The sequence below is a fragment of the Acidimicrobiales bacterium genome (assembly GCA_035540975.1).
Taxonomy (GTDB): domain Bacteria; phylum Actinomycetota; class Acidimicrobiia; order Acidimicrobiales.
The window spans coordinates 48,389-66,909 of the sequence record DATLFN010000152.1; the positions used below are offsets into that span (position 1 = coordinate 48,389).

17 protein-coding genes and 2 tRNA genes are annotated in these 18,521 nt (G+C 72.7%); 13 read left to right on the forward strand and 6 right to left on the reverse strand.

The window, feature by feature from the left end:
- Position 1: 1 nt before the first annotated feature.
- Together VM242_15330 and VM242_15335 are read right to left on the reverse strand one after the other, a co-directional pair.
- Entirely contained in the window at positions 2–838 is an 837-nt protein-coding gene (locus tag VM242_15330; GenBank protein ID HVM06535.1) for an ABC transporter permease, read from the reverse strand.
- Entirely contained in the window at positions 831–1,577 is a 747-nt protein-coding gene (locus tag VM242_15335; GenBank protein HVM06536.1) for an ABC-2 family transporter protein, read from the reverse strand. The genes VM242_15330 and VM242_15335 overlap by 8 nt, the downstream gene beginning before the upstream one ends.
- Positions 1,578–2,824: 1,247 nt before the next feature.
- Here VM242_15335 and VM242_15340 point away from each other — a divergent pair.
- The 4 genes from VM242_15340 (at position 2,825) to VM242_15355 (ending at position 4,320) form a co-directional block, all read left to right on the forward strand.
- Entirely contained in the window at positions 2,825–3,025 is a 201-nt protein-coding gene (locus tag VM242_15340) for a hypothetical protein (GenBank protein ID HVM06537.1), read from the forward strand.
- Entirely contained in the window at positions 3,022–3,447 is a 426-nt protein-coding gene (locus VM242_15345) for a hypothetical protein (GenBank protein ID HVM06538.1), read from the forward strand. Before VM242_15340 ends, VM242_15345 begins: the two co-directional genes overlap by 4 nt.
- A 68-nt stretch (positions 3,448–3,515) precedes the next feature.
- On the forward strand, positions 3,516–3,788 hold the full coding sequence (locus VM242_15350) for a hypothetical protein (GenBank protein HVM06539.1): 273 nt from the start codon (positions 3,516–3,518) through the stop codon (positions 3,786–3,788).
- A gap of 268 nt (positions 3,789–4,056) precedes the next feature.
- Positions 4,057–4,320, forward strand: a complete 264-nt coding sequence (locus VM242_15355) for a hypothetical protein (GenBank protein ID HVM06540.1) — start codon at positions 4,057–4,059, stop codon at positions 4,318–4,320.
- 205 nt (positions 4,321–4,525) lie between these two features.
- On the opposite strand, the gene VM242_15360 is transcribed toward VM242_15355, so the two are convergent.
- Positions 4,526–5,155 carry a hypothetical protein gene (locus VM242_15360; GenBank protein HVM06541.1) on the reverse strand — a complete coding sequence of 210 codons (630 nt, stop codon included), beginning with the start codon at positions 5,153–5,155 and terminating at the stop codon, positions 4,526–4,528.
- 379 nt (positions 5,156–5,534) lie between these two features.
- Here VM242_15360 and VM242_15365 point away from each other — a divergent pair, with 379 nt between their 5' ends.
- The 7 genes from VM242_15365 (at position 5,535) to VM242_15395 (ending at position 13,374) form a co-directional block, all read left to right on the forward strand.
- Positions 5,535–6,899 (forward strand): amidohydrolase family protein, encoded by a 1,365-nt coding sequence (locus VM242_15365; protein ID HVM06542.1) that lies wholly within the window; start codon positions 5,535–5,537, stop codon positions 6,897–6,899.
- Between the two features lie 340 nt (positions 6,900–7,239).
- Complete coding sequence (locus VM242_15370) at positions 7,240–7,965, forward strand: hypothetical protein (protein HVM06543.1); 726 nt, start codon at positions 7,240–7,242, stop codon at positions 7,963–7,965.
- A gap of 512 nt (positions 7,966–8,477) precedes the next feature.
- Positions 8,478–11,273: a MobF family relaxase gene (gene mobF, locus VM242_15375; GenBank protein ID HVM06544.1), complete on the forward strand. Its 2,796-nt coding sequence runs from the start codon at positions 8,478–8,480 to the stop codon at positions 11,271–11,273.
- Between the two features lie 68 nt (positions 11,274–11,341).
- On the forward strand, positions 11,342–11,548 hold the full coding sequence (locus tag VM242_15380; GenBank protein HVM06545.1) for a helix-turn-helix domain-containing protein: 207 nt from the start codon (positions 11,342–11,344) through the stop codon (positions 11,546–11,548).
- A 66-nt stretch (positions 11,549–11,614) separates the two neighbouring features.
- Entirely contained in the window at positions 11,615–12,751 is a 1,137-nt protein-coding gene (locus VM242_15385; GenBank protein HVM06546.1) for a tyrosine-type recombinase/integrase, read from the forward strand.
- Positions 12,752–12,784: 33 nt separating this feature from the next.
- Positions 12,785–13,018: a DUF433 domain-containing protein gene (locus VM242_15390; protein ID HVM06547.1), complete on the forward strand. Its 234-nt coding sequence runs from the start codon at positions 12,785–12,787 to the stop codon at positions 13,016–13,018.
- Positions 13,015–13,374: a DUF5615 family PIN-like protein gene (locus tag VM242_15395; protein ID HVM06548.1), complete on the forward strand. Its 360-nt coding sequence runs from the start codon at positions 13,015–13,017 to the stop codon at positions 13,372–13,374. The genes VM242_15390 and VM242_15395 overlap by 4 nt, the downstream gene beginning before the upstream one ends.
- A gap of 262 nt (positions 13,375–13,636) precedes the next feature.
- Here VM242_15395 and VM242_15400 read toward each other — a convergent pair.
- From VM242_15400 to VM242_15410, 3 genes are all read right to left on the reverse strand, one after another.
- Positions 13,637–13,712 (reverse strand) — tRNA-Phe (locus VM242_15400).
- Between the two features lies 1 nt (position 13,713).
- Positions 13,714–13,788 (reverse strand) — tRNA-Asp (locus VM242_15405).
- 87 nt (positions 13,789–13,875) lie between these two features.
- Entirely contained in the window at positions 13,876–15,048 is a 1,173-nt protein-coding gene (locus VM242_15410) for a mechanosensitive ion channel family protein (GenBank protein HVM06549.1), read from the reverse strand.
- 160 nt (positions 15,049–15,208) lie between these two features.
- On the opposite strand from VM242_15410, the gene VM242_15415 reads away from it, so the two are divergent.
- Together VM242_15415 and VM242_15420 are read left to right on the forward strand one after the other, a co-directional pair.
- Positions 15,209–15,589: a ChaB family protein gene (locus VM242_15415; GenBank protein ID HVM06550.1), complete on the forward strand. Its 381-nt coding sequence runs from the start codon at positions 15,209–15,211 to the stop codon at positions 15,587–15,589.
- A gap of 663 nt (positions 15,590–16,252) precedes the next feature.
- On the forward strand, positions 16,253–18,322 hold the full coding sequence (locus tag VM242_15420) for a hypothetical protein (protein HVM06551.1): 2,070 nt from the start codon (positions 16,253–16,255) through the stop codon (positions 18,320–18,322).
- Positions 18,323–18,521 lie beyond the last annotated feature (199 nt).

Sequence of the window (18,521 nt, forward strand, 5' to 3'; positions counted from 1 at the left end):
GTCAGCTCCCCGTGCTCCGGTAGTGGCGTACGGCGTTCGACCACACGGCGCGGGCGGCCAGCGCCAGGGCGAGCGACACCGCGGGCGTGAGCAGGGCGGCCTCCGACGGGGCGCCCAGCGGATCGGGCTTGTCGAGCAGGTAGGCGGCGGGGAAGTAGGCGACGAACGCCAGGGGCACGACGAAGGTGACCAGTCGTCGGAGCCAGGGCCCGAGCACGTCGATGGGGTACTGGGTCAGGTGGTTCCCGCCGTAGGTGAAGGCGTTGCCGAACTCCTGCGTCTCCACCGTCCAGAACGCCACGGACGACGTGAGCACCCACACCGCCCCGAACACCACGGTTCCGGAGGCGAGCGCCACGGGCACCATGGCGACACGGTCCGGCGTCCAGTCGATGTCCGTGCCGGCCAGCGCGACGGCGAGCACCACGCCCGGTTGCACGACCCGTCCCGCCCGCCGCAGCGCGAACTCGCCGGCCGACAGCTGGAGCAGCGGCGACAGCGGGCGCAGGAGGAACCGGTCGAACGTGCCCGCTTTGATGTGGCGGCCGGCCAGCTCCGCCTGGCTGGCGAACACGTCGGCCACGGCGAAGGCGACGCCGCCGAGCCCGTAGAGGAGCGCGACCTCGAGGGCCGTCCACCCGGCCAACGCGTCGACACGGCCGAACAGGACCGCGATCACCGCCAGGTCGAGGCCGGCGACCAGGACCTGGCTCACCAACAGGAGCACGAACGAGGCCCGGTACTGCCAGTCGGACCGGATCCGTGCCCCCACCAGCCGGCGGTAGACGCCGAGCTCGCCTCGCCACCCGTGGCTGCCGGTCCTGTCGGGGTCAGCCACCGTGGACGACCACCCTGCGCACGGCGCGCGACAGGACGGAACGCCCGGCTCCGGCGAGCACCAGCGCCCAGGCGCACTGGACGGCGACGACCCGGTGCACGTCGGCGCCGCGGTGCTTGCCGAGGAAGACCTCGACCGGCACCTGCAGCATGGACGCGAACGGCAGGGCCCGGGCCAGCGACTCCAGCCAGCCCGGGAAGAACACCACGGGGACGAAGAGACCGCTCATGAAGACGGCGACCAGCAGGCCCAGGCTCGACGCGCCCCGGTCGTCGAGCAGCCAGAAGGCGCTCAAGGCCAGGAGGAACCGCCACCCGAAGGCGACGGCCACGGCGGCGAGGACGCTGGCGACGAACCATGGCCACGCCCCGGCGGGCGGCATCCGCACCTCGAACACGGCGACGCCGATCAGGAACGGGGGGATGCCGCGGAACAGGGCGTAGAAGCCCGCCTTGCCGTAGGCGACCGCTGCCCACCAAAGCTGGAGGTCGACGGGCCGGAACAGGTCGGCCACCACGTCGCCGGTGCGGATCCGCTCGGCCATCTCCGAGTCGCCGAACAACCCCACGACCATGATGAGCGCCTGGGCCACGAAGGTGAAGGTGACGGCATCGACGACGTCGAACCCGCCCACCTCGTCCCGCTCCCGGTACACGGCCAGCAGCACGTACACCAGAAGGAAGCCGAAGACCGTGTTCGTGAAGACGCCGGCGGCCGTGGCGCCGCGGTAGGCGGTCATGCGGCGGAAGGTCTGCCGGACAATCGCCGCGACAACTCGCACCGCATCGCCTTCCCGAGCGCGCCGGCCGCGCCCCCGCTCGACCCGAGCGAGAGAACGTAGCGCCCAACGCAGCGTCGGCGCGAGTCCCACGATGGGGCCGGCGTTGTTCGTGCGGCAAGAATGAGCGAATATCGCCCGTTCTTGCCGCACGAAACGGACGGGCGGCGCGACCCCGTCTGACGCCAACGGCACGTCGATTGATGCTGGGTCGCGGCGAGCGCCGGATCCTCTCGGTCCGGCGCTCAGGCGGTAGGAGCGCCAGGCGCCGCTGGAGAGCGCAGCGAACATGCTGGGCGTTGCGTCGCCCTGCGGAGGCCGTCAGATCAGGGTCAGATCAGATCAGATCAGACCGGGTGGGACCGTCAGAGGACCCGTCTCTCACCGGTCAAGCAAGAAGGTCGTCTCGGCACCGGCGAAAGGCTGATGGAACCGACCACCCGGGACGACATACACATCACCCGGAGCGAGGACGACGTCGCCCTCGTCCATCCTGATGGTGAGGGTTCCCGACAGCACGAGAAGGAACTCGTCAGTCTCAGGGTGGCTGTGCCGCGTGAACTCGCCCCGGGCCTTTACCACTCTCGCGTCGTAGTCGTCGACAACCGCGATCGTCCTAGAGGCGACCAGTGCTCGGTCAGAGCGGCCAGCACATCGTGAACGTTGCGCGAGATCGTCACAGAGGTCAGCGTCGCACAGCCTGCTGCCCCAGCGCCGTCGCAAGAGACTTGGCCCGTCGCAACATGCTGAACCGGGCACAGCCAAAGTCGAGACGGCGCAGCGACGCAGCAACCTCCACCAGCGGGCCTGGCTGTTGACCGCCGAGGCGGCCGGGCGCGCCGGCATGCGGTTCCACGACCTCCGCCACACCGCGGCCGCCCGTTGTCCGCGTACCGGGGCCACGACCAAGGAGCTGAGCCCCGCCTCGGCCACGCCAGCCCCAGGCGTCGATGATTACCAGCACGCCGCCCACGACCGCGACCGGCGGATCGCCGAGGGCCTCGACGCCATGGCAGCAGAGGCCGGTCTCTCACCGCCAGAACCCGCCAGTCATCAGACCCCGTCGATGAGCGTACCGGCGACGCCCGCGGTCGTGGGCGTTCGAGGCGCCGGTGACCGGGGCCGGTACAAGGCAAAGAGTGGACGCGCCTTGTAACCTTCAATGTATGGAATCTTCCGGCGACCTCCGCGTCTCCTCCCGTGGGCAGATGAGCCTCCCGGCCGCCGCCCGAACTCGATGGGAGCTGACCGACGGCGGCGAGGTCGGCTATGTGGACCTGGGCGACGCACTGCTGCTCGTGCCCGGTGGGGTTGAGGCCCTTCGACGTCGCGTGCTCAACGCCGTGACCGACGCGGACTGGGAGGCGGCGGCATCGGGGTTCGGCGATCCCGACCTCGCCAACGAGTGACCGTCGCCCTCATCGACGACCAGGCGCTCGGCGCCGTCCTCCGCGGCGAGTTGCCGGCCCCGCTCGGCCGTCGGCCCCTCGCCACCACTGGCTGCTGGTACGTGCGGCTGTGCCAGGCCGTGCTCTCTGCGACCGAACGTCCGGGCGTGCTGTCGCGGCCGTTCGAAGAGCTTCCGGAGGCGCACCGGCGCCAGGCGGTCGACGCCTTGGTCGAGCTCCCCGTCCAGATCGAGCTCGTCAGCCTGCGGCACCTCGGCCCGGCCATCGGCCGGCTGCGCCAGCGGCACTCGCTGAACCTGCTCGCCGGTGAGGCGGTTGCCGCCGCCAAACATCTGGGGGCCGACGTCTTCCTGTCCACCCCGTCGCCGATGCTGGAGCAGGCCCTCGCCATCGAGGGACGCACATGGGCCCGGCTGCTGTGACAGTGCGGCCGGTCACCGGGCCCCGACGGCGGTCGACTCCTCAGTCCCGGATGGGCTCGTCTCGAATGATGACCAGCGAGGACCCGCACGTGGCCGCAAAGCGCCACGACGCACTCGGGAGATGTGGCACGACGGGGCTCTCGCTGTGGGCCACCGTGAGCCCCGCAACCCCGCTGACCTGCGGTTTTGTGGTGGTCGGGACCGGCGTCGATCCGGTGACCTCGCGCTTTTCAGGCGGGCTGGGGCCGGTTTGGGCCAGTTGGCTCACCAGCGATTTCGGCGCGAAGTGGCAGGTCAGAACCCATTTCTGGCGTTTGGCGAGTGACCTCCACGAACCGTGATTTGCCGCTCTGTGCCAGTGCTTCTGGCACGGATCTGGCACGAAATAGACACGCGACTACCGGATCGCCGAGTCGGCCCGACCTGCTGGCCACCGCACCGAACGTCGGCCAGTGGGATTCGGCGCGCGCCGTCGAGCGCGGCGGCGCTCACGACGACCAGATCGGCGCACACCGCTACTTCGGCCCGTCGGCGTTGAGGCACGGGAGAACGGCACGTCGGTGCGGCGTGGGAATGGAGCGCTGAGATCTCTGGAGCACGATGTGCTTCATGGAGTGGATCGTCCTCGTCCTCTTGACAGCGGCGGCATGTGGGGTCATGTGGAAGACCTTGTCTGCGCTCAGCGGACGCCATCCCCAACTTGTCTGGTTCGCTTCAATTGTGACAGCCCTGATCCTGTCGCTTGTGGCCGCGGGAGTGGCGAACGCGAGACCCGACTGGGCGTACTTCATCCCGGCCGTGCCCCTGTTCGCCATGGCCGCGGTGGCTACGATCAAGTCAGCCATCCAGGCCCGCAAGGAGCGGTCCCAGTAGCCCTGCTATGGCCAGGCCGCGGCTGCGTCCATCGCAGAACCGACACGGTTCGCCCTCAGACTGTTTGGTCGCAAGGCTCGCTGGCCAGCGCGACTGAATAATCCGAGCGGCCGGCATGATGACGGCCCGGCAGCAGCCGGGCTCCGCCGGCACGCGCGGATCGGCACGTCGGTGGACCTTCCTCAGGCATTTAGCCGGCCCCGTCTCAGCCTCGGTTCAACTCGTCCTCCAGCTGACGAGCGCCGTCCTCGGGAGGAATCGGCGTGGCGCTCGGTACGGCACCCCAGTGCTTGCGGTCGTCGAAGTTTTCAGCATGCCTGTACTCGTGCTCCCGCTGCAGCCATTCGGGGGGTTCGGAGGGATCCCCCCACTCGATACGTCCGCTCTCGACGAGATGTCGCCACTTCTCGGGTATCGGGCCCGACCAGGGGCTACTCAGCACCGACGTGAGCCTTTCGCGTCGGTGTGTCGGCGACAGCTCAGCGAGCTGGCGGAGGAGGAGGGGGGAGATCGGCTCGGGGTCTTCGACGAACATCGCGTCGACGTCGAAGTCCGCGCAGCAAGTGGCGTGCTCTTGACCGGCCTCGTAGGCGGCGAGCACCAAGTCACGCTGGTAGCACTCCGGCATGGCTTCGGCGTCGTTTCGCCACGGCTGCGCGCACGCCCTCGCCAGCGCCAAGCGGCGCCGCGTCGGTGTCAGCTCCGCGAGGCTCCGAGCGAAGCGCTCCGTGACGTTCGGGCGTCCTCCGGGCGGCTCGCCGAAGATCCGGATGTTCGGGTTCTTCTTCAGTCGTTCGTGGTCGGCTTGAAGCCGTCGGATCCGCTCCTCGTCCATGTCGAGCGATGTTGTCAGACGCGTTCCTTCTCGACCACAGACTTCGCGGCGGTCGCTGGAGACAAGCGCAGCCGTTTGCCGGGTCGCGGCGCCCTCCGGCCAGGCGAACGGATTTTCGGGGCGGGGGCCGGTCTCCCCGCTCGCCGCTGTCGGGTCACCGTGCCGGCGCCACCGACCGGGCACCTCGGAGCGGGTCTGGTCAGGGAGAATGCGGCATGGAGTTGTTCTGGTCGGAGGCTGAGGTCGCTCTTCCGAGCGGGCAACGGTTCGCCGTGGACGTCCGGATTGGCCGGAAACGGTTGGCGACGCACCACCGTGAACGAAGCTACAGGCGCGGGAGCCGAGTGCGGCTTAGGACTGAGACTGCGACCATGTGCCCGTGAGCAAGAGGATCCTGCTCCGGGGCGGCTGGCTCGTCACGATGGTGCCGGGCTCGGAGCCGTTCCTCGGCGACCTGCTGATCGAGGACGAACGGATCGCGTCCCTGGGACAACTCGACAACGTCTCCGACGCCGAGGTGGTTGACGCCCGCGGCCGCATCGTGCTCCCCGGCCTCGTGGACACCCATCGGCACATGTGGCAGTCGGCGCTGCGCACGATCGCGTGCGACTGGACCCTCGGTCAGTACTTCGCCCGGATGCGGGGCCAGCTCGGTGGTGTCTTCCGTCCCGAGGACACCTTTGCAGGCACCCTGCTCGGCATGGTGGAGGCGCTCGACTCGGGCATCACCACGGTGGTCGACTGGTCCCACAACCTCAACGGTCCCGACCACGCCGACGCGGCGTGGGACGCCCTGCTGCAAGGTGGCGGTCGAGCCCTCTTCTCCTACGGCGCCAGCAACGACCAGGCGCTGCGCAAGGACGTGTCACCCCAGACCCGCGACGTTGCCCGCCTCCGGAGCGGCGTCGGCTCCGACGACCGGGCCCGGGTCACCTTGGGGATGGCCGTGCGCGGGCCCGAGTACTCCACCATCGAGAACTGTGTCGCCGATTGGGGCCTGGCCCGGGAGCTCGGGTTGCCCGTCACCGTCCATGTGGGTGGTGGGCTCCGCGGGGCACAGGGCGGGGTGGCCGAGCTCGGTGCCCGGGGCCTGCTCGGGCCCGACACGACGTACGTGCACTGCAACATGCTCAGCGACACCGAGCTGGACATGCTCGCGGACGCCGGCGGACGCGCTTCGGTGTCTCCGGAGGTGGAGGCGAATATGGGTCACGGTCCGGCGGCGACCGCCCGGCTGCGTTCCCGTGGCATCCCCACCGGCCTGTCGGCGGACGTCTGCACGAACGTCGGCGGCGACCTCTTTGGGGCCATGCGGGTGGCGATCGCCCTGCAGCGCGGGGCCGACCACGCCGCGGCGCTCGCCCGGGGCGACACCCTCGCCGAGGTCTCCCTGACGGCGCGGGATGTGCTGGCCATGGCCACCGTCGACGGAGCCAGGGCCTGCGGTCTCGACGACCGCATCGGCACGCTCGAGGTGGGCAAGCAGGCCGACGTGCTGATGCTGCGGGCGGACATGTTGAACCTGGCACCGCTGAGCGACCCGGTCGGTGCGGTCGTGCACTCGGCGGGAACGCACAATGTGGAATCGGTGTACGTGGCGGGGCGACCGGTCAAGCGTCACGGGATGTTCGTGGACCTCGACGTCCGCTCGGTCAGCGCACGCGCCGACGCGTCGCACGACTACCTCATGGGCGCCGCCCGAGTGGCGGACCAGGACTGGTGCCCGCTAGCGCACCAGGCCTGAAGCCGCGGACGGGTGGCACGATCCCGCGCTGCTCAGTCCCTCGTAGCCGGGGTGGCTGCGATGACGCGATTTGGTCGAGGACCGACTGGTCGGGCAGCGCTTCGCCGATCCGGGCCTTCGAGAACCGATCGACGGCTCCATCGAACTGTCGTCGTCCGTCACCGTCACCCGTACCGACTGCATGATCGCGCGGCGGTCCGCGGCGTCGGTCGCCGGTCGAACACCCTGCCATGTAACGCCGAGTAGGTCCGGGCCTCCGGCGCCGGAGCCGCACCGAACCGCGGAGCTGACGTGGTGGAGGCGTCTGCGAGCTCGACCCTGGTTGAATAGGCCCGAGGAGGTGGAGCCGACGACCGACCGGACACGCTTCGAGGTGCCGCTGTACACGGTGGCCGAGGCGGCGCGCATCGTCGCCGTTCCACCCTCGACGCTGGCCGCGTGGGCCAAGGGGTACAGCCGCCGGTTCGCCGACCGGGCCACCGTGACCGGCGACCCGGCCGTGACGTGCCTACCGACCGATCGCCGGGCGGACCCGTGCGTGCCCTTCGTCGGGCTCGCCGAGGCGCTCGTCCTCTCCGCCCTGCGGCGGAGCGAGGTGCCGCTCCAGCGGATCAGGCCCGCCCTTGCCCACCTGCAGCGGGAGATCGGCCTCAACCACGCCCTGGCGTCGCGACGCCTCTACACGGACGGAGCCGAGCTGCTCTTCGACTACGGCGAGTCCCACGCTGACACGCCGGACGGCGCCGGTGTTCGAACGCTCGTCGTCGTTCGCAGCGGGCAACGGGTGTTCGCCGACGTCGTCCACGACTACCTGCGCCGAATCGAGTACGGCGCCGACGGCTACGCGTCGCTTATCCACGTCCCGGCCTACGGCCACGCCCAGGTGGTCGCCGACCCGACCCGCTCGTTCGGCGCCCCCATCTTCGAGCGGGGCGGCGCCCGGGTGGACGACGTCCTCCAGCGGTTCTGGGCCGGGGACTCCCTGGACGCGCTCTCGGCCGAGTTCGGCGTCCCCGTCGACCAGCTCGAGGACGTGCTGCGTGTCGCATCCCGACGCGCTGCCTGACCTCTTCCTCGACCGCAGCCTCGGCCGCATCATCGTCCCGTCACTGTTGCGGGCGGCCGGGCTCCGGCTGACGACCCTGGCCGAGCACTACGGCGTCCCCGCCGACGAGAAGGTGCCTGACGAGGACTGGCTGGACCTGGCGGGCGCTCGCGGGTGGGTGGTGTTCATGAAGGACGCGCGGGGTCCGGTACAACCTCGCCGAGCGCGAGGCGGTAAGGCGCACCGGACCCGCTGCTTCTGCCTCTCCAACCAGAACCTGACGGCTAGGCCATGGCGGCTCGGTTCCTCGACAACCTCGACGCCATCGCCGCTGCCTGCGCCGGTGAGGGCCCGTTTATCTACGCCGTGCACCAGCGCCGCATCGAGCGCCTCACGATCGGCGGCCAGTAAGGCCCAGAACTTTTTTCAGATTCCTCGCGAGATTTCGGGCCTCCCCCGGCATAGCTCCACATCGAACCCGAGAACCAACAGACGAGTGCATTGGCCCGCGGGGGTCGCCGGCGGTGATGCGGGTGACCACCATCAAGGCCGGCGCCCACGGCGTGGAGGCCATGGTCGCTTACTACGCCGGTCTGGCCGCCGACCAGGCCTCCCGAGACGGCGCCTGCCGGGGCCCGGTCGACTACTACCTGGCCGCCGACGAGCCGCCCGGGCGGTGGTGGGGCGAGGGGACCGCCGCCCTCGGCCTCGGCGCCGAGGTGGCCCCCGAGGAGCTGGAGGCGCTGCTCACTGCCCGCCACCCGGGGAGCGGCGGGCGCCTGGGCCGAGGCTTCGGCGCCGACTCGGCCCGGGCCTTCGACGCCTGCTTCTCGGCGCCAAAGTCGGTGTCGGTGCTGTGGGGACTGGCCGAGGACCCCTTCGTTCGTGCCGAGGCGGCCGCCGCCCACGACGCCGCCGTGGAGGCCGCCCTGTCCTTCTTCGCCCGACACGGCTCGGTGACCCGGCGGGGCACCGACGGCGTGGACCAGGTGGACACCCGGGGCCTGTCGGTGGCCCTGTTCCGCCAGCACACCAGCCGCTCCTCCGATCCCCAGCTGCACACCCACGCCATCGTGGTGGCCAAGGTCCAGGACGACAGCGGCAAGTGGCTGTCCCTCGACGCCCGGTTCCTCAAGCGCCAGCAGTGCAGCATCGGCTGGGTCTACGCCGGCGCCCTGCGCTCGGAGCTGACCGCCCGCCTGGGCGTGGGTTGGGGAGCGGTCAGCAACGGCCACGCCGACATCGAGGGCGTCCCCGCCGAGGCCCTCCGGGTGTTCTCGGCCCGGGCCGCCCAGGTGAAGCAGCGCCTGGGCGAGCTGGTGGCCCGGTGGGTGGAGGACCACGACGGAGCCGAGCCCGACCCCCGCACCCTGTACCGCCTGGAGCGGTGGGCGGCGGTGGACAGCCGCCCGGCCAAGCACGCCGTGGGCGACCCCGAGGCCCTTCGGGCCGATTGGCGGGCCCAGGCCGCCACCGCCGGCGTGGCGGCGCTCGACGTGGTCGCCGCCGCACCAGGATTGCCGGGCCTGGACGGCATCGACCGGCCCGGCATCATCGCCGAGGCCCTGGCCCGGGTGGCAGCCGAGTCCTCCACCTGGCTGCACGCCGACCTGAGCCGCCACATCGCCACCCTCCTCCCCGCTGGCGCCGCCGCCAGCGGGGCCGGCGCGGTGGCGCTGGTCGAGGAGCTCACCGCGCTGGCTGCCGGACAGTGCGTCGAGCTGCAGCCCGAGGCGCCGGCCGGCGTGCCCCGCCGCCGGGACGGGCGGCCGGTGAGCGAGGCGGTGACCGAGCGCCACCTCACCACCACCGCCGTGCTCGACCAGGAGACTTGCCTGCTGGGCTGGGCGGCAGGCGCCGCCACCGGCCCCGGTCCGCTCCCCGACGGCGACGACGCCCAGGCGGCGGTGGCCGAGGCAGTGGCCGGCGCCGGGCGCCTGGTGCTGGTGGTGGGCCCGGCCGGCACCGGCAAGACCACCGCCCTCGGCACCGCCGCCCGTTCCCTGGCCGCCCAGGGCCGGCCGGTGGTGGGCCTCGCCCCCTCCGGCAAGGCGGCCGACGTGCTCGGTGCCGAGACGGGCTGGCCGGCCACCACCCTGGCCAAGCTGCTCACCGACGCCGGCCGGCCGGGCTACCGGCCCCCGCCCGGCACCACGGTGGTGCTGGACGAGAGCGGCATGGCCGCCACCGACGACCTCGACGTTCTGGTGGGCCTGGTCGGCCGCCACGGCTGGCGGCTGGTGTGCGTGGGCGACCCGGCCCAGCTGCCGGCGGTGGGCCGGGGCGGGATGTTCGAGCTGTGGTGCGAGCGGGTGGGCGCCCACACCCTCGAGGAGGTGCGCCGCTTCGACGAGCCCTGGCAGGCCGAGGCCAGCCTGGCCCTGCGCCGGGGGGAGCGGTCGGCGGCCGCCGCCTACGCCGCCCACGGCCGCCTCGACGCCGTCCACCCGGCCCTCCTGCCCGAGCGTTTGGCCCGGGTCCACCTGCTCCGCTCCCAGGCCGGTCGCAGCCTGGCCATCACCACCGCCTCGGCCGGCATGGCCCGGGACATCAACCTGGCCATCCAGCGCAGACACAACTCCGGCCGGGCCGGGCCGTCGGTGGCCCTGGCCGACGGCAGCGCCGCCTTCGCCGGCGATGTGGTGGCCACCCGGCGCAACGACCCCACCCGCACCGACACCGGCCAGGCGGTGCGCAACCGCCACACCTGGGAGGTGGAGGCGGTCGGCGCCGACGGCTCGCTGGTGGTGTCGCATCCAACCCGGGGCCGGGCCCGGCTGCCGGCCACCTACGTGTCCAGGCACGTGGAGCTGGGCTGGGCGGTGACCGGCTACGGCACCCAGGGCGACACCACCGACGACGGCATCTGCGTGCTGGAGCCCTCCAGCACCCGCTCGGGGGTCTACGTAGGCATGACTAGGGGGCGGGGCCAGAACCTCGGCCTGGTCGTCGACCCCACCGGGATGGCAGACCCCGAGGAGGCCTTCGCCGCCGTCATCGCCCGGCCGGCCAACGCCCGCACCGCCCTGGCCGTGCGGGACCGCCTGGCCGACGACCGGGCGGTCACCCCGCCGGCGACGGGCCTGCCGGCGCCCGCGATGACGACCTCGGTACCGGGCGCGGGGTCTCAAACCGCCGGCCCGGTCGAACCGTGCCCGCCCGGGCCGGACGCCGCCGGTGCCCCGGCGCCGGCTGCCGCGACCGTTCCCGGCGCCCCGCCGCCCGCGCCGGCTGAATCGCAGGACGACGACGACTTGGTCGCCCGCATGCGCCGGCGGCTCGGCCAGGTGGAGAGGCAGCGGCCGCTGCACCGGGCTCGAAGGCGCTGAAGATTCCTCGCGAGGAATCGCTCCCTCAGCGGCATACCTGGGGTGACCATCGACGTCCAGGAGGAGCCGTGCCCAACGCAACCCCCGACCGCCTGCCCCTGATCGACCTGCCCGCCGTCGCCGCCCGCCTGGGCGTGACGGATCGCTTCGTGCGCCGCCTCGTGGCCGAGGATCGCATCACCTTCTACAAGGTCGGTCGCCTGCTCCGCTTCGACCCGGCCGAGGTGGAGGCATGGCTCGACCGCGCCCGCCGGGGCCACCGCCGGTCCGCGTAACCTCGTCGCAGGCGTCGCCGGCCCGCCAAAGGCCGAGCCCTTCGGTTCGACGAGAAGGGATCCGGCATGTCCCGGCGACGCCAGTTCGGAAACGTCCGCAGGCTGTCCTCGGGCCGCTGGCAGGCCCGCTACGAGGTGGAGGGCGGGCGCAGCATCGCCGCCCCGACCTCGTTCGCGACCAAGGCGGACGCCGCCCGCTGGCTGGCCGGCGTGGAGACGGACCAGGCCAAGGGCGCCTGGGTCGACCCGCTCGCCGGCCGGGTGGCTCTCGACGCCTACGCCTGGGCCTGGCTACGCGGCCACGCCCGGCTGGCCAAGCGGACCAGGGAGATCTACGAGGCCCAACTGCGCCTCCACATCCTCCCGGTGATCGACCCGGGCGTGCCCGCCCTCGGCACCGTCGACCTGACCGATCTCACGCCTGAACTGGTGCGCCAGTGGTACGCCGCCCTGGTCGAGCACCACAGCCCGTCGGTGGCAGCCAAGGCCTACGTCCGGCTGCGCCAGGTGCTCACCGTCGCCGTGAACGACGACCGGATTGCCAAGAACCCCTGCCGGATCGAGCGGGGAGGCGTGGAGCACCACCCGGAACAGCGTTTCGCCACCATGGCCGAGCTGGCAGCTCTGGCCGATGCCGTGCCCGACCCCTACCGGGCCCTCGTCCTGGCCGCCGGCCTCGGCGGGCTCCGCCAGGGCGAGCTGTTCGCCTTGCGTTGGGACGACGTCGACCTCGGCGGCGCGACCATCGCCGTGCGGTGCAAGCGCCTGCGCCTCGCCTCCGGGGAGGTGATCGAGGACGATCCCAAGAGCCGGGCCGGGCGCCGCACCATCGCCCTTCCCACCGTGCTGGTGGCCGAGCTCGCGCGCCACCGCGCCCGGTACGGCGGAGGGGCCGACTGCTACGTGTTCACCTCGGAGGAGGACACGCCGCTGGAGCGCAGCAACTTCAGGCAGCGGGTCTGGCTCCCGGCAGCGCGGGTCGCCGGCCTGGAGGGAATGAGGTTTCACGATCTTCGCCACTCGGCCGGGACGCTGGCGGCGCGTACCGGGGCCACGACCAAGGAACTGATGGCCCGTCTCGGCCACGCCAGCCCCCGGGCGGCGATGATCTACCAGCACGCTGCCGACGACCGCGACCGGCGCATCGCCGAAGGACTCGACGCCATGGCCGAGGAGGCCGGCCTGCGCCCACCGTCCCCGTAATGTCGAGACGGGCGATGGGTACGCTTCCTTTCTATGTCGCGGCTCGACCGGATCACGTCGGACCCCTCGATCTGCCACGGCAAGCCGACCGTCCGGGGCCTGCGCTACCCGGTCGAGAACCTCCTCGAGCTGCTGGCCTCCGGAATGACGATCGAGGACGTGATCGCCGACCACCCGGACCTCGAGCGTGACGACCTGCTCGCCGCTCTCGAGTTCGGCGCCCTTGCGACCGGGATGCGGCGAGTGGTGCCACTCGGCGCTGCGTGAAGTTCCTCGTCGACGCCCAGCTTCCGGTTCGACTGGCCCGCCGCCTGGCGACCGCCGGCCACGACGCCGTCCACACCTCCGAGCTGCCCGAAGCCAACAGGACGACCGACGGCGAGATCGCCCGCCTGGCCGACGCCGAGGACCGGGTGGTGGTCACCAAGGACCGGGACTTCCGTGACGGCCACCTCCTGCGTGGCACGCCCGGGCGCCTGCTCGTGGTCGCCACCGGGAACATCACCAACGACGACCTCCTCGCCCTGTTCGACCGCCACCTCGATGCCGTCGTCGAAGCACTCGAAGAGGCCCGCTTCGTCGAACTGGCCCACGATCGCCTGATCGTCCACGGCGACCGCTGACCGCCGCCGCCGGGCGGGACGGCGACCTCCAGATGGGCCGGCTACGTGCCAGGACCGCCCCTCGTGCCCGCGGCGGCCCGGCACGTCTGGCTCGGAATCCGGCCCGCGCCGCCACCGACGGGATCGGGTGAGAAGCCCATGAGTGGCCGCCAGAGCCCGAGATGCGCCGGGAAGATCTGGCACGCTCTGGCACGGATCTGGCACGCCGGGGCTATCGGTCGGTCCGCCGGTGACCCCGCACCCCCGCTGACCTGCGGTTTTGTGGTGGTCGGGACCGGCGTCGATCCGGTGACCTCGCGCTTTTCAGGCGCGCGCTCTACCAACTGAGCTACCCGACCGCGGTCCTGACGGGATTTGAACCCGCGACCTCCGGCTTGACAGGCCGGCGTGCACTCCAAACTGCACCACAGGACCTTGGGACCTGCTGTCGCCAAGGCGTGTTGAACCGGGGGACACCTTAGCGGAGCGCCCGGAGGGCGAGGCCGGCGATCGCCGCACCGGTCAGTCGGCCCGGCGCCCGGACGACGACATCGCCGGCTCGGCGCCGTCCCAACCGTCCCCGTCCCGACCGTCCCCGTCCCGGTCGCCGTTCCGGCCGCCGCCGGGCCGGCCGCCGCGGCCGTCGAGCCCGTCGGCCCCGGGCAACCCGCCGGCGTTGCGGTGCCAGATGGTGCGCTGCGGGAAGGGGATCTCGATGCCCACCTCGTCGAAGGCCGCCTTGATCCGGGCCCGCAGATGGCGGGCCACCTCGAACTGCTTGGAGGGGAGCGTCTTCACGACGACCCGGATCGTCATCCCGTCGGCGCCCAGGTTCTCCACGCCCCACACCTGGGGCTCCTCGAGGATGATGTCCTGCCACTGCTCGCTCTCCCACTCGGCGACGATCGTCCGCTTGATGACCTCGCCGGCGAAGTCCACGTCCGTGTCGTAGGCGACGTCGACGTCCAGCAGGGCACGCGACCACTGCTGCGACTTGTTGCCGATGCGGTCGATCGTCCCGTTGGGCACGTGCCAGACCACCCCGTTCACGTCCCGGAGCCGGGTGGTGCGCAGGCTCACCGCCTCCACCACGCCGGTGGCGGGGCCGACGTCGATGACGTCTCCCACGCCGTACTGGTCCTCGGCCAGCATGAAGATGCCCGAGATGAAGTCGCGCACGAGGTTCTGGGCGCCGAACCCCAGGGCGACGCCGACGATGCCGGCACCGGCGATGAGCGGCCCGAGGTGGAGGCCCAGCTCCGCCAGCACCATCAGCAGGGCGACGGCCCAGACGCCGAACCCGGCGATGCTGCGGATGAGGTCGCCGATGGTCTCGGCCCGCTTGGCCGCCCGGCTCCCGGGCGCCTCGCCGGTCGGGACCAGTGCGGCGGGCGCGTGCTCGCGGAAGGCGCCCAGGCGGCGCTGGCCGTGCTCGCCCTTGACCCCGGCCACGAACCGGGCGACCGCCCGGGCGATCAGCCGGGTCGCCACCCATGCCAGCCCGATGACGAGCACGACCTTGGCCGGCTTGACCACGACCGTCTCGGCCATGCTGGCCAGGAACTCGTTGTCCGTCGCCCCGAGCACCGCCCGGCACACCGACGAGCTCTCCTCCGGGGTGCCGCACGCCGCACGCTCGGCGGCGGTCCCCTCTGCGGTCTGGGCGAGCAGCAGCGCGGCGAGTGCGAGATCCATGACCCTCCTTGGCGAGCCTCGTGGGTGCGGGGCGGCCGCCCGCGGTCGTCCGTGGCCGGGCCGATGGCGCGACCCAGCCGGTCGCCCCTCGTGTGTCCTACCCCGCGGCGCCTGGGTAGGAATCCCATGCCTGTCGTCGTTTGTCGTCAAGGAGGACCCGATGCCGAAGGACACCAGGGAGGACCTCCCGGGGACCGTGCAGCGGTCGCCGGCCAAGGCCCGCCGCACGTTCGCGAAGACGCTGGAATCGGCACACGAACAGTACGACTCCGAGGAGCGCGCGCACCGCACGGCGTTCGCGGCGCTCAAGCACAGCTTCGAGAAGGTGGGCGACCACTGGGAGCCCAAGGACGGCAAGGGCCCGTCCGACGACCGGGCGAAGCGCCGGGGCCGCAAGGGCGGCGAGTCGGCCGGGGGCGTCGACGTGCTCGGCCGCACCAAGGCGGAGCTCTACGAGCGGGCCAAGCGGCTGGGCGTACGCGGGCGGTCGCGGATGTCCAAGCACGAGTTGGGGAAGGCGATCGCCCGCAAGCAGGACTGACGGCCGGCGGCGCGCCCGGCGACGCTTCAGCTCAGCCCACGGGAAGGTCCGCGGCCGCCGCGGACGGCCCACGGGAAGGTCCGCGGCCGCCGCGGACGGCCCCGGTCCGCTGCCAGGGCGCGCCACGGTGATGGCCGCCGCGGAGCGGGCCAGCCGGAGCGACTGGGCGCACGGTCGGTGAGGGCCGTACCGGGTTGCTGGCGTGTGCCCTCGTCACGCGCTCGATCCCGGGCGCACCGTTCGGGCGGCGGGCGCCGACCTCGCCGAGCAGGCGACCGACCACCCCGAGGCCCTCGACCGGGCTCTCGCGCTGCTGCTGCGCCGGGCCCGCGAGCGGCCGGTCATCGGCCTGTTCCTCCCCGGACGGCGCTTCTCACCGCCGCGGGCGACGGTAGCCGGGGCGGGCACGTCGGGGCTGCGGTGGATCGTCGGCCCCCTCGAGGGCACCACCAGGAGCCTCGCACGATTCTCCCCGTTGTCAACCCCGGCGGCGACCGGGGCGCACCGGGGGCCGGGCTACTGTCGCCGGGCGGGCCCGGCGGTTCCCGGCCCACCCGAGGATGTCGTCCGATCGCTCGTCGTCCCACGCCCGACCCCAGCCGAGTCCGCCGCCCGGGGCGGCCCCCGCGTCGGCCGCGCGCCGGCGCTAGCGGCTAGCCGGCCGTGGCCGAGGTCGACGAGCTCGGCGGAGCCGAGGCGCGGCCGCTGCCGCCGCTCGGTGGACCGGTGGCCGCCGGCGTGGCGATCGGCGTCGTCGCCCTGCTCGCCGGCCTCCTCCTCGCTCCGGCGCGGACGGCCGACCCGGCGGAGCTGACCCAAAACGGTGCCCACAACTTCCGACCGGAGTGGGACGCGGCGGTGTACTTCGCGGCGGCCGCCGTCGGTGTCGCCGCCACCGCCGTCCTCTCGAGGCGCGGGCGGAGTCGGGACCGAGGGTGGCCGGCGGTGTCGTTCGCCGTACCCCTCCTGGCGGCCGCCGCGGCCACCGGGGCGTTCGTCTCGGCGCGGGCCTCCCCCCCCACCGGCGCCGGGAGCCGGCTCGCGTGGGCGGGCGCCGCCCTCGTCCTCGTCGCCGCCTGCGCGGCCGCCGCCCGAGCCGCACGGGCGGGCCTCCGTGTGCCGTGGCGCTCGCCGCTCGACGTCCCTCGGCGCCAGCGGCGCCTGGGCCTCGTCGACCTGGTCGTGCCCGCCCTGCTCGTCGCTTTCCTCTACACGCCGGCGTGGCCGGAGCTGGCCGGGAACGCCTTCGCCGGTGAGGGGGCGCTCCACCTCGACTTCTTCGGGCTGGGGCCGACGCTGGCCTACGACTCGGGGCTCGCCCTCGGCACCGAGGTCCACCCGTACTACGGGGTGGGTTGGCCGATGGTGTTCGCACGTCTCGACGTCCTGTCCTACGGCCACCTGATCCGATTCGAGGCGCTGTACGCGTGTTCGTACTTCATCGGCGTCTACCTCCTCGTGCGCCGCCTGACCGGAGACCGGCGGTGGGGGGCGGTCGGAGCCGGTCTCGCCGTGCTCCTCCAGCTGTTCACCCTCTTCCCGTCCGAGCTCGTGCTGTGGCGGTTCCCCTCGGCCACGGTGCTGCGGTGGCCGTTCGACGTGTGGTTCTTCCTCGCCTGCCTGGTCGCCCTGCGGTCGCGCCACCGGGATGCGTGGACGGCGGTCGCCGCCGTGCTCGTGGGGCTGACCGCGGTGTTCCAGACCGATGCGGTCGCCGCCCTCGGCCTGGCGTTCGCCTTCTGGTGGGCGGCCCGCTGGAGGTCCGAGGGTGCGCCCGCCGCTCGCGGCCTGCCGGCGGCGGCCGCCGTGGCCGGGGGAGTCGTCGTGATCGGCCTCGGCGCCGCGAGCCGGTGGACGCTGCACACCGCCGACTTCTGGAGCGGGTGGCTCGAGAACGTCCGCCTCGGGTCGGAGGGCGCCACCCTGCTCCCCCTCCTGGGGGTGCCGTCGTGGGTCACGGTGGTGGCCTTCGTCGCGGTGGCGGCGACGTACCTGGGGTTCCTCGCCTTCGCCGTCGTGGAGGTTGCCCGGGGCCGTGCCACCACGTCGGCGGTGATGCTCGGCACCGTCGCCCTGTACGGCCTCGTGACCCTCGTGTACTTCGTCGGCCGGTCCAACCCGCACAACCTGTTCCGATCGACGGTCCCCCTGGCCGTGCTCCTGGCAACGGCGGGCGGGCTCGCCACGCGAGCGTGGGCCGGCCGCCGGCCGGTGGCGGTGCCGTGGCTGGCCGTCGCCGCCACCGTGGTGGCGATGGCCGCCGACCCGGGCGTGCGGTCGTACCCGGGGTTGCTCCGGTCGCTGGTGCGCGACGACCGGCCCGTCGGCGAGTGCCTCGTCGAGACGCCCCGCGACGTGTGCGGCCTCCCGCCCGAGTTCCGCGGCGTGACGGCGGGCGACTTCGGGTCGTTGGCGGTGCGTCTCCGCCGCCTGGGGTCGGAGGGCACGCCCGTGGCCGTCGTGGACGAGATCGGGCCGATCGTGCCCTACCTCGCCGGGGCCCGGCCCTGGGGCCGGTACTCGCCGCTGTTCCCCACCCTGTTCACGGCCGAGCAGCGCCGTGCCGTGCTGGCCGAGCTGCAGGAGCGGCCGCCGCCGCTGCTGGTCATGCGAACCATGGAGGCGGTCGAGCCGTTCTACCGGGACAGCTGGCACGTCTTCCGCCCGGTGGTGGAACGGGACTTCGTCCTCGACAGCCAACACGGTGGCTTCGAGATCTGGCGCCGTCGGTAGGCCGGGCGGGCGGCCCACACGCACCCGCCGGGCAGACCACGTGGTGGACGACGCAGAACAACGGGAGTGTGCGCTCCGCCGCGACCATCGGGCCCTCGGGGTAAGGGCCCGCCTTAGAACAACTTGCACGGCCGCGACGGGTTCACCGTTGTGGTGACTCCCTCGTCGGCCTTCGGCCGTCCAAGTTGTTCTGCGACGG